Genomic DNA, 17,167 nt, shown 5'->3' on the forward strand with positions numbered 1-17,167 from the left:
CGGTTCTTAGAGCGCCTCGGCGCCCGAGATGATTTCGATCAGTTCGTTGGTGATGACCGCCTGACGCGAGCGGTTGTACTCGATCGTCAGCTTGTCGATCATCTCGCCCGCGTTGCGCGTGGCGTTGTCCATGGCGCTCATCCGAGCCCCCTGTTCCGAAGCCGCGTTCTCCAGCAGAGCCGAGAAGATCTGGGTTGCGACACCACGGGGCAGAAGATCGGCAAGGATGGCTTCCTCACCGGGCTCGTATTCGTAGAGCGTGGACCCGCCAGCATCTCCCTCGGGCGCGTCGAACTGCGCCGGGATCACCTGCTGCGCCGTCGGGACCTGAGAGATCACCGACTGGAACTTCGAATAGAAGATGGTCGCCACGTCGAATTCCTCGGCGTCGAAACGAACGAGGATGTCCTTCGCGATGTTCTGAGCATCGGCGTAACCGATTTTCTTCACTTCGCTCAGGTCGACGTGACCGACGAACAGATCGCCGTAGTCACGCTTGAGCTGCTCGCGGCCCTTCTTGCCGACGGTGAGGATCTTCACCGTCTTGCCTTCGGCCTTGAGCGTTTCGATATGGGTCCGCGCCTTCTTCACGATGGAGCTGTTGAAGCCCCCGCAAAGCCCGCGCTCGGCGGTCATGACGACGAGCAGCTGCACGTCGTCCTTCCCGGTGCCCGAGAGCAGTTTCGGCGCCGTTGCGCTACCGCCCACCGACGCAGCCAGCGACCCGAGCACTTCGTTGAAGCGCTCGGTGTACGGCCGCGACATCTCGGCCGCATCCTGTGCCCGCCGCAGTTTTGCGGCGGCCACCATTTGCATGGCCTTGGTGATCTTCCGGGTCGATTTGACCGAGGAGATGCGGTTCTTGAGGTCCTTGAGGCTAGGCATAATCCTGTCCTTTCAGGGCGCTCAGGCGTAGGTCGCGGCGAATTCGTCGAGCACTGCCTTCAGCTTGTCCGCGGGTTCACCCTTGATTTTCGGATCGTCGTTTTCGATCCACTCGAGGATGTCCTTGCGCTGGCCGCGCAGGAACGCGAGCAGGGCAGCTTCGTACTTGCCGACTTCCTTGACCGGAACGCTGTCCAGATAGCCGTTGGTGCCTGCGAAGATGATGCAGACGATCTCGGCGTTGGTCAGCGGCGAGTACTGCGGCTGCTTCATCAGCTCGGTAAGACGTGCGCCCCGGTTCAGCAGCTTCTGGGTCGAGGCATCGAGGTCCGAACCGAACTGGGCGAAGGCCGCCATCTCGCGATACTGCGCGAGCGACAGTTTCACCGGGCCGGCAACCGAAGACATCGCCTTGGTCTGAGCCGAAGAGCCGACGCGCGACACCGACAGACCGGTGTTCACGGCGGGGCGGATGCCCTGGAAGAACAGTTCGGTCTCGAGGAAGATCTGGCCGTCGGTGATCGAGATCACGTTGGTCGGGATGAAGGCAGACACGTCGCCGCCCTGGGTCTCGATGATCGGCAGCGCGGTCAGCGAGCCGGACCCGTGATCTTCGTTCAGCTTTGCCGAACGCTCGAGCAGGCGCGAGTGGAGGTAGAACACGTCGCCCGGATACGCTTCGCGGCCCGGCGGACGACGCAGCAGCAGCGACATCTGGCGGTAGGACACGGCCTGCTTGGACAGGTCATCGTAGATGATGAGCGCGTGCTTGCCGTTGTCGCGGAAGTACTCGGCCATCGCGGTCGCGGTGTAGGGCGCGAGGTACTGCATCGGAGCCGGGTCGGACGCGGTTGCGGCCACGACGATCGAGTAATCGATCGCGCCGGTGGCTTCCAGACGCTTCACCAGCTGCGCAACGGTCGAGCGCTTCTGGCCGATGGCCACGTAGACGCAGTACAGCTTCTTGCTGTCGTCATCGCCGGCAGCGTCGTTGTACGACTTCTGGTTCAGGATGGTGTCGAGCGCGATCGCGGTCTTGCCGGTCTGGCGGTCGCCGATGATCAGCTCGCGCTGGCCACGGCCGATCGGGATCATCGCGTCGACCGACTTGAGGCCGGTTGCCATCGGCTCGTGCACCGACTTACGCGGGATGATGCCCGGTGCCTTCACGTCTGCGACGCGGCGCTCGGAAGCGGCGATCGGGCCCTTGCCGTCAAGCGGGTTGCCAAGGCCATCGACCACGCGGCCAAGCAGGGCTTCGCCCGCCGGCACGTCCACGATCGAGTTGGTGCGCTTGACGATGTCGCCTTCCTTGATGTCCCGGTCGGAGCCGAAGATCACCACACCGACGTTGTCCGATTCCAGGTTCAGCGCCATGCCCATGATGCCGCCCGGGAATTCGACCATCTCGCCGGCTTTCACGCTGTCGAGACCGTGGACACGCGCGATGCCGTCACCGACGGAGAGCACGCGACCCACTTCTGCGACTTCGGCCTCCTGACCGAAGTTCTTGATCTGCTCCTTTAGGATCGCAGAAATCTCGGCTGCTTGGATACCCATTTATCCGACCTCTTTCATTGCATTCTGGAGGGAGTTGAGCTTCGCGCGGATCGACGTGTCGACCATCTTCGAGCCCACCTTAACAACGAGACCGCCGATGAGGCTCTCATCCACGGTCGATTTGATCTTCACATCCGAGCCGATCTGCGACTTCAGCGTCGCGGCAAGCTCGGAGGCCTGAGCCGGGGTCAGCTCGATGGCGGAGGTCACCTCGGCGGTCACCTCGCCCTTCTCTGCCGCGATCATCTCGCGCAGGTGAGCGATCAGCTGCGGCAGCGCGAAGAGACGACGCTTGGAGGCCATCAGGCCCAGCGTATTCGTCAGCACGGGCGCGAGGCCCATCTTCGCGGCGACAGCCATGATTGCCTTGCCCTGCGCTTCGCGGGTGTAGACCGGCGAAGAGATCAGATCCTTCAGCTCGGCGCTCTCGTCGAGTGCGGCGGACAGATCGTCGATACCGCTCTCGAGCTTGTCGAGCGCCTTTTCCTCTTTGGCGATCCCAAAGACCGCCGTGGCATAGCGCGCCGCGATGCCGCTGGAGATCGAAGCTGGTTCAGACACGTCCACCCTTCCGATATGAGGCCCCCGCGACGCACGGAAGTGATCCGGCGTCCGGAGGCGTTGTCCCTGCCCTGATGCCCTCAGGGCGTCGAAATCGCCGACGATCTATCAGAGCCATGGGGACCTCGCAACATGCTAACGGCCATTTAACCGTCTGCTGAGCGTGGGTTTTCCGGCTTCTGATCGGTCCCGCGCGGCACTGCGGCAGACAGAGCTATGGAATGTCTCGCTTTTTCGTGAGCAACGGAAATAATGCGGCACGAGGGCGCAGGTTTTGATCCCGCGTCACGCTAGCGCAAACGTATCAACCAAGTCACAATCTGAGGGAGATATGCACCATTGAGCGCATCTGAGCGAATCTTTTTCGCCGCAAATCGCCCTCAGACCGGCTTTGGCTCCTTGCTTGGCACCGGGCTCAGGACCTCCAGCGGGTTCGGCACGCGGACCTTCTCGCCGATCCCCTTGCGCTGCGGCGGGTAGCGCTTCGAGGCGCGCACCATAAGGACCCCTCCGGCCATCACCGCCGGCACCGTGCGGCCGATCCGCTCCCAGACCGGGGCGGTCTTCATCCAGAAGCGGCGGGTCGAGGGCGGCTGGTAAAGCACCGAGGCGTTCGAGACCCGCAGGAAGTCATGCGCCCGGAGTTGCGTGTCGAGCTGGCTGAGCGAATAGGGGCGGCCCTGACCGAAGGGCGTGGTTTCGGAGCGCGCCCAGAGGCCCGAGCGGTTGGGGACGATGAACAGCACCTCTCCCCCCGGCCCCAGCGTGCGGTAACACTCGTCGAGCAGCGCGGCTACATTTGTGCAGGTCTCGAGACCATGCATGACCACCAGCCGGTCGAGATGCCCGGTCTCCACCGGCCAAAGCATCTCTTCGGCCAGCACCGAGACGTTCGGCATCCCCGCCGGCCAGCGCATCACCCCCTGCGGCGCCGGCATCAGCGCCATGACCCGGCGCGCCTGCGCGAGATAGGGGCGCAGCACCGGCACCGCAAATCCGTAGCCCGCCACGTTGAGCCCCTGCGCCTCGGGCCAGAATCGCAGCACCTGGTCGCGCAGCGCGCCGCGCGCCGCGCGGCCAAGCGCGCTGCGATAGTAGAAGTCGCGAAGCGCCTGCACGTCCGGATGCATTGCGGGCCGTCGTCCCTTGCGTCACTCTGGGTCACTCTCGCGAGTCACTCTGTCAAAGCCTTGAAGGAAAAGCCATGCCCCTCGAGATCGTCACCGTCCCCTGCCTGAGCGACAACTACGCCTATCTGGTGAAGGGGCCCGAGGGCGCGATCCTGATCGATGCCCCCGAGGCGGCACCGATCGAGGCGGCCCTCGATGCGCGGGGCTGGACGCTGGACGCGATTCTCATCACCCATCACCACCATGACCACGTCGGGGGAATCGCGGCGCTGCGTGCGCGCTACGGCTGCACCGTGATCGGCCCGCGCGCCGAGGCGGCAAGGATCGACGGGCTCGACCAGCTGGTCGGCGGCGGCGACGAGTTCTCGATCGCGGGCATCGGCGTGCATGTGATCGACGTGCCCGGCCACACGTTGGGCCACATCGCCTTCTATATGCCGCAGGCGCAGGCCGCCTTCACCGCCGACAGCCTCATGGCATTGGGCTGCGGGCGACTGTTCGAAGGCGATGCCGCGATGATGTGGGCGTCGATGCAGCGCCTGATGGCGCTGCCGGCGGACACGATGATTTGCTCGGGCCACGAATACACTTCCGCCAACGCAAGATTTGCGCTTACTATTGAACCTCAGAACGCCGAGCTTAAATCTCGGAGTGACGCCATCGCCAAAGCCCGGACAGAGGGGCGAGCTACCGCCTCCTGCGCGCTGTCCGAGGAACTGGCCACCAACCCTTTCCTGCGACCGGACTCCCCCGAGATCCGCGAGCGGCTCGGCTTGACCGAGGCGACGGACGCCGTTGTCTTTGCCGAAATCCGCGCCAGGAAAGACCGCTTCTAGGCCGCCGCTTTTCACGCCACGTTGCACCCCCCATGGCAAATGTGAGCGCCGCAAGCCTAGAAAACACTTGAAGGATGGTCCTGATCGACCAAACTTTAACGGTAAGAGGCAATGTTGGGCCCAGTGCCCGACGCAGACAGGAAGGAGCACGCCGTGCCTTCATTCTCGAACTCTCTTGAGCAGGCAATTCACTCGGCCCTGGCGCTGGCGAACTCCCGCAGCCACGAATTTGCGACTCTTGAGCACCTTCTCCTGGCCCTCATCGACGAACCCGACGCCGCCCGCGTGATGAAAGCCTGCTCGGTCGACACCGAGGAGCTGCGCACCACGCTTGTTGAATTCATCGACGAAGACCTTTCCAACCTGGTCACCGACATCGAGGGATCGGAGGCCGTGCCGACGGCCGCGTTCCAGCGCGTGATTCAGCGCGCCGCGATCCACGTCCAGAGCTCTGGCCGCACCGAGGTGACCGGGGCCAACGTGCTCGTCGCGATCTTCGCCGAGCGCGAGAGCAACGCCGCCTACTTCCTGCAAGAGCAGGACATGACCCGTTACGACGCAGTCAACTTCATCGCTCACGGCGTGGCGAAAAACCCCGCCTACGGCGAGAGCCGCCCGGTCACCGGCGCGCAGGAGTCGGAGGAAGAAACGAAAACCGAGAGCGCACAGGCCTCCGACAACAAGGAGTCGGCACTGGCCAAGTACTGCGTGGATCTCAACGCCAAGTCCCGCAAGGGCGACGTGGACCCGCTGATCGGCCGCGAGCACGAAGTGGAGCGCTGCATCCAGGTGCTCTGCCGCCGCCGCAAGAACAATCCGCTGCTGGTGGGTGACCCCGGCGTCGGCAAGACCGCCATCGCCGAAGGCCTGGCGCGCAAGATCGTCAGCGGCGACACCCCCGAGGTGCTCTCGAACACCACCATCTACTCGCTCGACATGGGCGCGCTTCTCGCCGGCACCCGCTACCGCGGCGACTTCGAGGAGCGGCTCAAGGCGGTGGTGACCGAGCTCGAGGAACACCCGGACGCGGTGCTCTTTATCGACGAGATCCACACGGTGATCGGCGCTGGCGCAACTTCCGGGGGTGCCATGGATGCCTCGAACCTCCTGAAGCCCGCGCTTCAGGGCGGCAAGCTGCGCACCATGGGTTCGACCACCTACAAGGAGTTCCGCCAGCACTTCGAGAAGGACCGCGCGCTCAGCCGCCGGTTCCAGAAGATCGACGTGAGCGAGCCCTCGGTCGAGGATGCGGTGAAAATCCTCAAGGGCCTCAAGCCCTATTTCGAGGAGCACCACTCGGTCAAATACACCCAGGACGCGATCAAGACCGCGGTCGAACTGTCGGCTCGCTACATCAACGACCGCAAGCTGCCCGACAAGGCGATCGACGTGATCGACGAGGCCGGCGCCGCGCAGCACCTGGTGGCCGAGAGCAAGCGCCGCAAGACCATCGGCACCAAGGAGATCGAGGATGTGGTCGCCAAGATCGCCCGCATCCCCCCGAAGAACGTGTCGAAGAACGACGCCGAGGTGCTCAAGGATCTCGAGGCGACGCTCAAGCGCGTGGTCTTTGGTCAGGACAATGCCATCGAGGCGCTGTCCTCGGCGATCAAGCTGGCACGCGCCGGCCTGCGCGAGCCCGAAAAGCCGATCGGCAACTATCTCTTCGCGGGTCCCACCGGCGTCGGCAAGACCGAGGTGGCCAAGCAGCTCGCAAGCTCGCTCGGGGTGGAACTGCTGCGCTTCGACATGTCCGAGTACATGGAGAAACACGCGGTCAGCCGCCTGATCGGCGCCCCGCCGGGCTATGTCGGCTTCGATCAGGGTGGCCAGCTAACCGACGGCGTGGACCAGCACCCGCACTGCGTGCTCCTGCTCGACGAGATCGAGAAAGCGCACCCGGATGTCTACAACATCCTGCTGCAGGTGATGGACCACGGCGCGCTGACCGACCACAACGGCCGGACCGTGGACTTCCGCAACGTGATCCTCATCATGACCTCCAACGCCGGTGCGGCGGAGCAGGCCAAGGCGGCCATCGGCTTCAACCGTGACCGCCGCGAGGGCGAGGACACTGCCGCCATCGAGCGGACCTTCACGCCGGAATTCCGCAACCGTCTGGACGCGGTCATCAGCTTCCAGCCGCTGCCGAAAGAGGTCATCCTCTCGGTGGTCGAGAAGTTCGTGCTGCAACTCGAGGCACAGCTCATGGATCGCAACGTGGCCATCGAGCTCACCAAGCCGGCAGCCGAATGGCTGGCTGAAAAGGGCTACGACGACAAGATGGGCGCCCGCCCGCTGGGCCGCGTGATCCAGGAGAACATCAAGAAGCCGCTGGCCGAGGAGCTGCTCTTCGGCAAGCTGGTCAAGGGCGGCGTGGTCAAGGTCACGGTCAAGGACGACAAGCTCGTGCTGAAGACCGAAGGCCCGGACAAGCTGCGGCTCTCCTCGCGCAAGCCGCCTCTGCTGACCGCCGACTGAAACGACGGCCTGATCAAACGAAACCTCCCCGCCAGGGCCCTGGCGGGGAGGTTTTCTTTTCTGAGTGCCGCAGGTTCGGTGTGGATGCCGGCAGGCCTGCCCCGCGCCCCGGGCGCTCTCCGCTACTTCTCGGTCAGCTTCAGCTCGATCCGGCGGTTCTGCGCTTTGGCCTCGGCGGTGCCGTCGGTGTTGATCGGCTGGAACTGACCAAAGCCGTTGGCCGAGAGCCGCTGCGGCGGGATGCCCTCCTCCTCGACCATGTAGCGCACCACCGACAGCGCGCGCGCCTGGCTGAGCTCCCAGTTGTCGGCAAAGGGCGCGCCCGGGCGCAGCGGCGTGTCATCCGTATGCCCGTCGACCCGCAAGATCCAGTTGATGCCCGGCGGGATGTCCTGCGCGATGGTACGGATCAGGCCGGAGATCTTGTCGATCTCACGCTCGCCCGCAGAGGAAAGCGTCGCGCCGCCCGGCGGGAAGAGCACCTCGGAGGAGAAGACGAAGCGGTCGCCCTCGATCCGCACGCCTTCCTGCTGGCCCACGACCTCGCGCAGCCGACCGAAGAACTCAGAGCGATAGCGTTCGAGGTCCTGTGCCTGCGCCTCAAGCCGCTGACGCTCGGCTTCCTCGAGCTGCCGGCGCTTGCGCTCTTCGGCGGCGACCCGCGCCAGCGCGGCATTGAGGTCGGAGCCGAGGTTCTGGATTTGTACCTGCGCCTCGGCATCCTTCTCGCGGCTGTTGTCGAGCAGGCCCTGCAGCTGCGAGAGCTGCGTGCGCAAGGCCGCGACCTGCTGGTTCAGAAGCTCCGACTGTTTCTGCGCGGCGCTGGCCCGCTGATCGCTGGCCTCCAGCTCCTTGCGGGCCTGCGCCAGAAGCGCCTGCTGGCGCTCGTCATCGCTCAGCCCTTCGGCCAGTTGCGCTTCGGCCGCGGCCTTGGCTGCCAGCGCCGCAGCCAGACGGTCGCGCACCTGCTGTGCGTCGAGCTCGACGTCGCTCTGGGCGGCCAGCGCCTCGGCCAGCTTCACCTGCGCCGCGTCGCGCTCCGCGCGTGCCGCCGCAAGCTCGGCGCGCAGGTCGGTCAGCTGCCCCGACTGGGCCTCTCCGCTCTGCTGCGCCGCCGAGAGCTGGCTTTCCAGCTCGGCGATCTGTGCCTCAAGCTCGTTGCTGTTGTCGGCTGCCAGCGCCGCCGCAAGCCGGGCATTCAGCTCCGACTCGCCCTCGCGGGCAGCGGCGAGCAGAGTGAGCGTGTCCTCGGCCTTCTTGCGCTGCTGCTCGAGCGCGAGCGTCATGGCGGTCAGCTCGGCCTGTGCGCCCTCGAGCCGCTTGCGCAGCGCCGCAGCGGCCTCGGACTCTGCAAGTCGGCGCTGTTCCTCGTCGGTGAGATCCTGCTGCAGGGCCTCGACCTGCGCCGAGAGCCCGCCCATCTGCACGTCCCGTTCGGCAGCCTTTGCCCGAAGGTCGGCGATCAGCGCGTCCATCGCCTCGCGCTGCGCGGCGGCGAGCCGGGCCGCTTCGGTTTGCGCATCCATCTCGGACCGTGCCGAGGCCAGCGCCGTCTGCAGCGCATCGCGATCCGAGGTCAGGGCGTCCTTCTCGGCCGTGAGCTCGGCAACGGTCTGCTGCGCTCCGTCCCGCTGCGCGATCAGCGAGGCGACCTGTTCCTCGAAGGACGCGATCCGGCCCTGTTGCTCGTCGCGTTGCGCGGTGAGCGCAGCAATGATCGACTGCTGCTCGGCAAGTTGCGTGGCATTGTCCGACAGTGTCGCCTCCAGCTCGCCAAGCTGGTTGGTCAGCGCGGTGTTCTTGCGCTCCTGAACGCCCAGTGCCTGCGCCAGCGCCGCCAGTTCGCCAGAGAGGCTGCTGAGTTCGGTTTCCTGACCGGTGATCGTCTCGCGTAGGACGAACTGGATCACCATGAAGATGGTGAGCACAAACATCAGAACCAGCAGAAGCCCGGTCATCGCATCGACGAACCCGGGCCAGATATTGGCCTGAAGGCGGGCTCCGGTGCGGCGCGAAAGAGCCATCGATCAGCCCTCGGAGCCGCCGGAGCGGGCGGGATTGGGGCGAACGGCGCGCACCTGCGGCGGCTGCGGGCGGGCGATCTGCCCAAGCACCCGGGTCAGCGTCGCAAGATCGGTGCGCAGCTCGGCCATGCTCTCTTGACGTCCGGCAGCGACCTCTTCGAGAAGTCGCAGCATCTGCACGTCAATCGAGCGCAGGCGCATCCGGCTCTCGGCGTCCAGCCCTTCGGCGGTCTCGCGGGTCTCCAGAACCTCGATCAGTCGCTCTTGCCCTTCGGCGATGCGTGCCAGCGAGTTGTTCGAGGGCGCCGTGGCCTCGAGCCGCTCGGTCATCCGCTCGATGGAATCGGCCAGCTGCCCGAGCCGCCCCTCGATCTCCATCCGGCCCTGCTCGCTCTCGGAATAGAGCGCGGTCATCCGCTCCATCTGTTCGTTCATCTGGTCGAGCACCATGCCGATCAGCGCCTCGTCCCCGCTGCCCTCACCCTCGCCCGAGCTGAAGCTGAGCTTGGTGATCGAGCTCAGCCATTCCTCGAGCTCGCGGTAAAAGCGGTTCTGGCCATGCCCGGCGAAAAGCTCCAGCAGGCCGACGATCAGCGATCCGGCAAGCCCCAGCAGCGAGGAGGCGAAGGCCACGCCCATGCCGCCAAGTTGCCCCTCGAGCCCGCTCATCAAACGCGAGAAGGTCTGCACCCCGCTCTCGCCCTCTGCGGGCACGAGGCTGCGGATGGTGTCGACCAGCGCCGGCACGGTCGTCGCGAGCCCGTAGAAGGTGCCCAGCAGACCCAGGAAGATCAGCAGCGAGGTGATGTAGCGGGTGATCTCGCGCGCCTCGTCGATCCGCGTCGCAACGGAGTCGAGGATCGAGCGGGTCGAGGTCGTGGTGATCTGCAGCCGCTTGTCATGCCGCCGCAGCAGTGCGGCCAGTGGCGCCAGCAGCCGCGGCGGGCGTACTGCGGCCTCGCGGCCCGAGGCAAAGCCCTCGATCCAGCGCACCGAGGTGATCAGCTGCGCAACCTGCAAGAAGCAGGCGAGCACGCCGAGCACGAAGACGAAGAGGATGAAGCCGTTGAGGTAGGGGTTGGACTCGAAAACCGGCAGCACCCGCGGCAGCACCAGCACCGCGCCAGCACCGCACAGCCCGAGGACCGCCAGCATCAGGAGGATCTGGCGGACCGGCTGACTGAAATGGGCCTCTGCCTCGAGGTCGCGTCGGTCCATTCTGGGCACCTAAATTAGCACAATTCTGCGGGGCAGCGTATGCCCTCGCCCCAATCAAGCCAAGCCGTTATCGGTCAGCCCCCGCACGCGGTGGGCCAACCAGTGCAGCTCGGCATCAGGAATGCCCAGATGTTCGAGATGCGAGGCGGTGTTGTAGAGATATTCGCTGTTCGGCCCGCGTCCGCCGATGGCCTGCGCGATAATGCGCGCCTGCTCTTCGAGATCGAGCCCGCCGCAATATTGCACGTGATCGGGGTCGATGATGTAGGTCACCGCCTCGACCTCGCGCCCGTCCTGCAGCGTGAGCGGCAGCCGGGCCTCGTAGTAGGCCGCCGAGACAAGTTCGCGCTCGCGCAGGTAGGCCAGGGTCGTCTCCTCGGTGCCGGGCTGCGCGCGCAGCGCCAGCCCGTCGCAGGCGGCCTCGTGCTCCTCGTCCAGCGCCAGCACCAGCCCTGGCGCCTCGGGCGTGCCGCGGTGGTGGATCGAGCGCATGCAGAAGGACCGCCGGTACCCGGTCAACGTCGCATGCACGCTCTCGGCCACGGGGAAGCCGGGATTCCAAAGAAGTGAGCCGTAGCCGAAGACCCAAAGCGCCATCATTCTGGTCCTTTCCGCATGGCGGCTGTAAACACCAATCCTGTCCGTCAGAAAAGGGGCGCGTGGTGAAGAAACTGTTGTTTGCGGTGATCGTGGCCGCACTGGCCTGGTCCGGCTTCTGGTTCGTCTCGGTGCATTTCGAGCGCAAGGCCATCGATAGCTGGATGGAGGCGCGCCGGACCGAGGGCTGGACCGCCACCTACGAGGACATCTCGTTCCAGGGCTTTCCCAACCGCGTCGATGCGCGGCTGAGCGGGCTGGTGCTGGAAAACCCCGAGGGGCTGCGTTGGGAGACGCCCTTCGTCGACATCTACCGGCTCGTCTACAACTTCGGGCATGAGATCGTTGCCTTCCCGCCGCAGATGAACCTGACCACCGAACTTGGCGAAACCGAGATCACCTCGGACGGGATGCGCGCCAGCTTCATCCACGAGGGTGACATCGTGGTGCGCGCCAATTTCGAGAGCAAGACGCTCAACCTCACCGGCGCCACCACCGCGGCGCTGGCCGGGCTGACGGCCGCGCTCACCCGCGACGAGGGGGAAGAGACCAGCTACCGCATTGCCGTCGGCGCCGATGCAATCGCCGGCTCGGGCGGGCGCGTGGCCGATGCCATCCGCCTCGACGCGGGGTTCGACACGGACTTGCCGCTGCGCGTCGGCAAGCAGGCCGGCCCGCACCCCCAGCCGATGCGCGTGGACCTCAGGCTCGCCGAATACAAGGTCGACGACCTGCAGCTCAAGGTGGCGGGCGATGTCGACGTGGATGATGATGGCCGGCTCGACGGGCAGGTCACCGTCAAGGCGGTGAACTGGCGCGAGATGATCGACATGGCGCGGCAGAGCGGCCAGCTGCCCGAAGGGATGGCCGCGGCATTGGAGGACGGGCTCGGCCTCGTCGCCGGCCTCTCCGGCAACCGCAACACGCTCGATCTGCCGCTGACCCTTGACCGGGGCGTCGCCCGGCTCGGACCGATCCCGCTCGGCGAGGCACCCCGTCTGCGCTTCCCCTGAACAGGCACCCCCACCGCGCCGCCACGCTTGCGCGGCGCGGCAAAGCCGGGAAGAGTGCTGGCATGACCGACGCACTCGCCACCCGCCCAATGGATGCCCTCGCGCGCCGCATCGACGACAAGCGCGACGATCTGATCGCGCTGACGCAGGATCTCGTCCGCATCCCGACGCTGAACCCGCCCGGGCAATATTACCGCGATATCTGCGACTACCTTGAACGCCGACTCTCGGCGCGCGGCTTCGCCTGCACGCTGGTCCGCGCCGAGGGCGCCCCAGGTGACAGCGAAACCTACCCACGCTGGAACATCGTCGCCCGCAGCGAGGGCGCCCACCCCGGCGAGTGCGTGCATTTCAACTCGCATCACGACGTGGTCGAGGTCGGAGCCGGCTGGACCCGCGATCCCTTCGGCGGCGCGCTCGAGGGCGACCGCATCTACGGCCGCGGCACCTGCGACATGAAAGGTGGGCTCGCCGCCTCGATCATCGCCGCCGAGGCCTTTCTCGAGCAGCACGCCGATTTCGCCGGCGCGGTGGAGATCAGCGCCACGGCGGACGAGGAATCCGGCGGCTACGGCGGCGTGGCCCACCTCGCGAAAGAGGGCTGGTTCTCGCCCGAGCGGGTGCAGCATGTGATCATCCCCGAACCGCTCGACAAGCACCGCATCTGCCTTGGCCACCGCGGCGGCTGGTGGGCCGAGATCAAAACCAAGGGCGAGATCGCCCATGGCTCCATGCCCTTCCTCGGCGATTGCGCCATTCGCCACATGGGCGCCGTGCTCGACGCCTTCGAGGAAACGCTCTTCCCCGCCATGGCCGCGCGCGTCACCGAGATGCCCGTGGTCCCCGAGGGCGCGCGAAACTCGACGATGAACATCAACTCGATCCACGGTGGCCAGGCCGAAGAGCATGACGGCCTGCCGGCCCATTGCGTGCCCGACAGCTGCCGCATCGTGATCGACCGGCGATTCTTGATGGAAGAGACCGTCGAGGGCGTTCAGGAAGAGGTCGTGGGCCTGCTCGAAGACCTCAAATCCCGCCGCCCGAACTTCGAATACGAGATCCGCGAACTGAACCGCGTCATCCCCTCAATGACCGAGAAGAGCGCCCCTGTGGTCACCACCGTGGCCGAGGCGATCCGCGAGGTTCTGGGCCAGGACGCCACCTATGTCGCCTCGCCCGGCAGCTACGACCAATAGCACATCGATCGCATCGGCAAGCTGAAGAACTGCATCGCCTACGGTCCGGGCGTGCTGGAGCTGGCGCATAAGCCCGACGAGTGGATTGGCATCACCGACATGCTCGACAGCGCCCGGGTCATGGCCCGCAGCCTCGAGCGGCTGCTTCTGCGCTGAGCGCCGCGCGTCTGGTCAAGCGCAGGAACGCCTCCCGCGGGAATGTTCCTGCCTGGAAGAATGCAATGCCTGAAGGATCAGAGCGCCGCGCCATCCGTTCTTATGAGCTGGAGTATCCCGGGCGTGAGGGGGCGGATCGCCCCACACTCTTCCCTGCTGATCACTTTTCCCAATAAACCCCGGTGAGATCGGTGGCCTGCGTCGGCTGGTTCTTCCACAATCCGTGCAGCTTGGCATCCGCCACTGTCGGGAAGGCGAGCTGGAAGAGGAAGGCGTTGACGTGATCCTCGGCGATGATCTGCTGTGCCTGCTTCAACATTTCCGAGCGGGCCGCCGGATCGGTGGTCGCGGTCAGCTTCGCCATGAGGTCCCGGACCTCCGGGTTGTCATACTGGAAGTAATAGTCCGGCCGCGCGTAGATATTGATGTCCATGGGCTCGGTATGGCTCACGATGGTCAGGCCGAAGTCCTTGCCGCGGAACACCTCTTCGAGCCATTGCGCCCATTCGAGGTTGGTGATCTCGGTCTGGATGCCAACCGCACGCAGCTGCGCCGCGATGATCTCGCCGCCGCGGCGGGCGTAGGAGGGCGGCGGCAGTTTCAGCGTGGTGGTGAAGCCATCGGGATAGCCCGCGTCGGCGAGCAGGGTCTTCGACGCTTCGGGATCGTAGTTCGACAGGTTGGTCAGGTCGACGTAGTCTGGGTTATGCGGCGCGAAATGCGTGCCGATCGGCGTGCCGAGCCCGAACATTGCCCCGTCGATGATCGCCTGCCGGTCGATGGCGTGGGCCACCGCCTCGCGCACCAGCGGATCGTCAAAGGGCTCGAGCGCGTTGTTCATCGCCAGGATCGTCTCGCCCTCGGTCGAGCCGACAAGGACTTGGAAGCGCGGATCGGCCTCGAACTGCGGCAGGTTCTCCGGCGCCGGGAAGCCGGCATAGGCGTCGATGTCCTGCGCCATCATCGCGGCAAAGGCGGCGGTCGGGTCCGAGATGAAGCGGAAGGTGGCGCGGCTCAGCGCCGGCGCCTCGCCCCAGTAGCTCTCGTTGCGGGTAAGACTGATGCTGTCGCCCTGCGTCCAACTGGTGAAGGTGAAGGGGCCGGTGCCGACCGGGTTCGATTTGATCCCCTCGATGCTCTCGGGCGCGACGACCACCGCGTCTCCCCAGGCCATGTTGAACAGGAAGCCGCCGTCGGGTGCCTTGAGCGTGACCTGCACGGTCAGCGGGTCCAATACGGTAACCTCGTCGATCCCGGCAAAGAGCGCCTTCTGGGCGTTCTGGCTGTCCTCGGCGCGGGCGCGGTCGAGGCTGAACTTCACATCCTCGGCGTCCATCGTGGTTCCGTCGTGGAAGGTGACGCCCTCATGCAGGTGGAAGGTGTAGCTGGTGCCGTCCTCGGAGATATCCCAGCTCTCCGCGAGGCCCGGGTGGATGGAGCCGTCCTCGGCGAATTTCGTCAGCCCTTCGAAGACGTTGCTGTAGAGCACGGAATCGATCGCCCCGGCGGCGGCGGAAGTCGGGTCGAGATGCGGCGGCTCGAGCTGCAGCGCGATGATCAGATCGTCCTGCTGGGCAAGGGCGGCAGCGGAGCCGAGCAGCAGCGCGGCGAGGGAGAGGCTGAAACGGGTGATCGGTCGGGTCATCGGCAAGGCAACTCCTGTGTCGGGGCCGGGCGGGCGGAACTCCGGCAAGACTGCGCGCAATTGCCCCGTTTGTGCAAGCGGCGACACGGTTTGCGGTCTGGATCGGATCCCCTCGGGCTGCTAAAGGGCCCCATCCCGCGCGAGGATCCGCAGACGAGAGGAGACGTCCATGAGCGCCACGGCCCGCAGGAGCGCCCCGCTGCCCGAGGACATCCGTGCCCGCAAGGGCGGCGTGCCGCTGGTCAGCCTTACCGCCTATACGACCCCGATGGCGCAGGCGATGGACGCCCATTGCGATTTCGTGCTGGTCGGGGATTCCGTCGGCATGGTGCTGCACGGGCTACCCTCGACCCTTGGCGTCACCCTAGAGATGATGATCCTGCACGGTCAGGCGGTGAAGCGCGGGCTCGACAAGGCGATGATGGTCGTCGACATGCCCTTCGGCAGCTACGAGGAGAGCCCGCAGCAGGCCTTTCGCGCGGCTTCGCGGATCATGGCCGAGACCGGCGCTGCGGCGGTGAAACTCGAGGGCGGGGTGCATATGGCCGAGACCGTCCGCTTTCTGGTGCAGCGAGGCATCCCGGTGATGGGGCATGTCGGGCTGACGCCGCAGTCGATCCACACGCTGGGCGGCTACAAGGTGCAGGGACGCGGCGCGGCGGCAGAGGCGCTTGTGGCGGGGGCACGCGCCGTGGCCGAGGCCGGCGCCTTTGCCGTGGTTCTCGAGAAGGTCCCGGCGGCGCTGGCCGACCGGCTCACCGCCGAACTGCCGATTCCCACGATTGGCATCGGCGCCTCGGCGGGCTGCGACGGGCAGATCCTTGTCGTCGACGACATGCTGGGGGCCTTCACAGCCTTCAAGCCGAAATTCGTGAAACGCTACGCGGCGCTCGGCCACCAAGCCGAGGCAGCGATCGAGGAATACGCGGCCGAGGTGCGCGCCCGGGAGTTTCCCGGGGCCGAGCATGTCTTTGCCGAAGATGCACCGGAGAAGACGAGATGACCGCGCCCATCCTGCGAACAAAGGCGGCGCTGCGCGACGCCGTGCTGGGCTGGAAAGCCGCTGGCGAGAGCATCGGCGTGGTGCCCACAATGGGCGCGCTGCATGCCGGGCACCTGAGCCTCGTGGATGCCGCGAAAACCGGCTGCGACCGGGTGATCGTGACGATCTTCGTCAACCCCAAGCAGTTCAATACGGCCTCTGACCTCGAAAAATACCCGCGCACGGAAGATGCCGATGCTGAAAAGCTGGCGCCCCATGCGGTCGATGCGATCTATGTGCCGGCGCCGGAGGAGATCTACCCAGAGGGCTTTGCCACCTCTGTGCTCGTCTCGGGGCTGACCGACGGTCTGTGCGGCTCGCATCGACCAGGACACTTCGACGGGGTTACCACGGTCTGCGCGAAGCTCTTCCTGCAAACCCTCGCCGACCGTGCCTATTTCGGCGAGAAGGATTTCCAGCAGCTGCAGGTGGTCACCCGCATGGCGCGTGATCTCGACCTGCTGACCGAGGTCATCGGCTGCCCGACCGTGCGCGAAAAGGACGGGCTGGCGCTCTCCTCCCGCAACGTGCTTCTGCCCCTCGAGACCCGCGCGGCCGCTCCCGCGCTGCACCGGGTGCTGCGGCAGGTGGCCGGGCGGCTGGTCGAGGGCGAGAGCCTCGGCCCGGTGCGCTTCCAGGCCGAGGCAGCGCTGCGCGAGGCGGGGTTTTCCGAGGTCGAATACATCGAGCTGCGCAGCGCGGACGGGCTCGCCCCGCTGGAGCATCCCTCGCGGCCGGCCCGCCTGCTCGCCGCCGCCTGGCTGGGCGGGGTGCGGCTGATCGACAATATCGCGGTAGGCTGAGGGCAGACCCGGGACTCTGT

General features: G+C 66.1%; 13 protein-coding genes and 1 pseudogene. 6 read left to right on the forward strand and 8 right to left on the reverse strand.

The window, feature by feature from the left end; genetic code table 11:
* Positions 1-6 precede the first annotated feature (6 nt).
* The 4 genes from G0D83_RS26615 to G0D83_RS26630 all read right to left on the reverse strand — a co-directional run bounded on the left by G0D83_RS26615 (position 7) and on the right by G0D83_RS26630 (position 4,136).
* The gene (locus G0D83_RS26615) at positions 7-885 is read right to left on the reverse strand and encodes a F0F1 ATP synthase subunit gamma (protein ID WP_164197566.1); all 879 of its coding nucleotides are present in this window, start codon (positions 883-885) and stop codon (positions 7-9) included.
* A gap of 21 nt (positions 886-906) precedes the next feature.
* Positions 907-2,445: a F0F1 ATP synthase subunit alpha gene (gene atpA, locus G0D83_RS26620; protein WP_108964456.1), complete on the reverse strand. Its 1,539-nt coding sequence runs from the start codon at positions 2,443-2,445 to the stop codon at positions 907-909.
* Positions 2,446-3,012 (reverse strand): F0F1 ATP synthase subunit delta, encoded by a 567-nt coding sequence (locus G0D83_RS26625; RefSeq protein WP_164197567.1) that lies wholly within the window; start codon positions 3,010-3,012, stop codon positions 2,446-2,448.
* Positions 3,013-3,386: 374 nt separating this feature from the next.
* Positions 3,387-4,136 (reverse strand): methyltransferase domain-containing protein, encoded by a 750-nt coding sequence (locus tag G0D83_RS26630; protein WP_108964454.1) that lies wholly within the window; start codon positions 4,134-4,136, stop codon positions 3,387-3,389.
* 74 nt (positions 4,137-4,210) lie between these two features.
* Here G0D83_RS26630 and gloB point away from each other — a divergent pair, with 74 nt between their 5' ends.
* Complete coding sequence (gloB, locus tag G0D83_RS26635; protein ID WP_164197568.1) at positions 4,211-4,972, forward strand: hydroxyacylglutathione hydrolase; 762 nt, start codon at positions 4,211-4,213, stop codon at positions 4,970-4,972.
* Positions 4,973-5,125: 153 nt separating this feature from the next.
* Positions 5,126-7,453: an ATP-dependent Clp protease ATP-binding subunit ClpA gene (gene clpA, locus G0D83_RS26640; RefSeq protein ID WP_108964452.1), complete on the forward strand. Its 2,328-nt coding sequence runs from the start codon at positions 5,126-5,128 to the stop codon at positions 7,451-7,453.
* Positions 7,454-7,575: 122 nt separating this feature from the next.
* On the opposite strand, the gene G0D83_RS26645 is transcribed toward clpA, so the two are convergent.
* The 3 genes from G0D83_RS26645 to G0D83_RS26655 are packed head-to-tail and all read right to left on the reverse strand — an operon-like array spanning position 7,576 to position 11,292.
* Positions 7,576-9,477, reverse strand: a complete 1,902-nt coding sequence (locus G0D83_RS26645; RefSeq protein ID WP_164197569.1) for a peptidoglycan -binding protein — start codon at positions 9,475-9,477, stop codon at positions 7,576-7,578.
* Between the two features lie 3 nt (positions 9,478-9,480).
* Positions 9,481-10,695 (reverse strand): biopolymer transporter ExbB, encoded by a 1,215-nt coding sequence (locus tag G0D83_RS26650; protein WP_164197570.1) that lies wholly within the window; start codon positions 10,693-10,695, stop codon positions 9,481-9,483.
* A gap of 54 nt (positions 10,696-10,749) precedes the next feature.
* Positions 10,750-11,292 carry a gamma-glutamylcyclotransferase gene (locus G0D83_RS26655; protein WP_164197723.1) on the reverse strand — a complete coding sequence of 181 codons (543 nt, stop codon included), beginning with the start codon at positions 11,290-11,292 and terminating at the stop codon, positions 10,750-10,752.
* Between the two features lie 65 nt (positions 11,293-11,357).
* Between G0D83_RS26655 and G0D83_RS26660 the strand changes: the two genes are divergently transcribed.
* On the forward strand, positions 11,358-12,305 hold the full coding sequence (locus G0D83_RS26660) for a DUF2125 domain-containing protein (RefSeq protein ID WP_164197571.1): 948 nt from the start codon (positions 11,358-11,360) through the stop codon (positions 12,303-12,305).
* Positions 12,306-12,367: 62 nt separating this feature from the next.
* Positions 12,368-13,657, forward strand: a pseudogene (locus G0D83_RS26665) (acetylornithine deacetylase/succinyl-diaminopimelate desuccinylase family protein).
* A gap of 160 nt (positions 13,658-13,817) precedes the next feature.
* Here the strand turns inward: G0D83_RS26665 and G0D83_RS26670 are convergent.
* Entirely contained in the window at positions 13,818-15,302 is a 1,485-nt protein-coding gene (locus G0D83_RS26670) for an ABC transporter substrate-binding protein (RefSeq protein ID WP_164197572.1), read from the reverse strand.
* 169 nt (positions 15,303-15,471) lie between these two features.
* Here G0D83_RS26670 and panB point away from each other — a divergent pair, with 169 nt between their 5' ends.
* Both panB and panC read left to right on the forward strand, forming a co-directional pair.
* The gene (gene panB / locus G0D83_RS26675; RefSeq protein WP_164197573.1) at positions 15,472-16,305 is read left to right on the forward strand and encodes a 3-methyl-2-oxobutanoate hydroxymethyltransferase; all 834 of its coding nucleotides are present in this window, start codon (positions 15,472-15,474) and stop codon (positions 16,303-16,305) included.
* Positions 16,302-17,147 (forward strand): pantoate--beta-alanine ligase, encoded by an 846-nt coding sequence (gene panC, locus G0D83_RS26680; protein WP_164197574.1) that lies wholly within the window; start codon positions 16,302-16,304, stop codon positions 17,145-17,147. Before panB ends, panC begins: the two co-directional genes overlap by 4 nt.
* Positions 17,148-17,167 lie beyond the last annotated feature (20 nt).

The organism is Salipiger sp. PrR003 (genome assembly GCF_010500785.1).
GTDB classification, from domain to species: domain Bacteria; phylum Pseudomonadota; class Alphaproteobacteria; order Rhodobacterales; family Rhodobacteraceae; genus Salipiger; species Salipiger pacificus_A.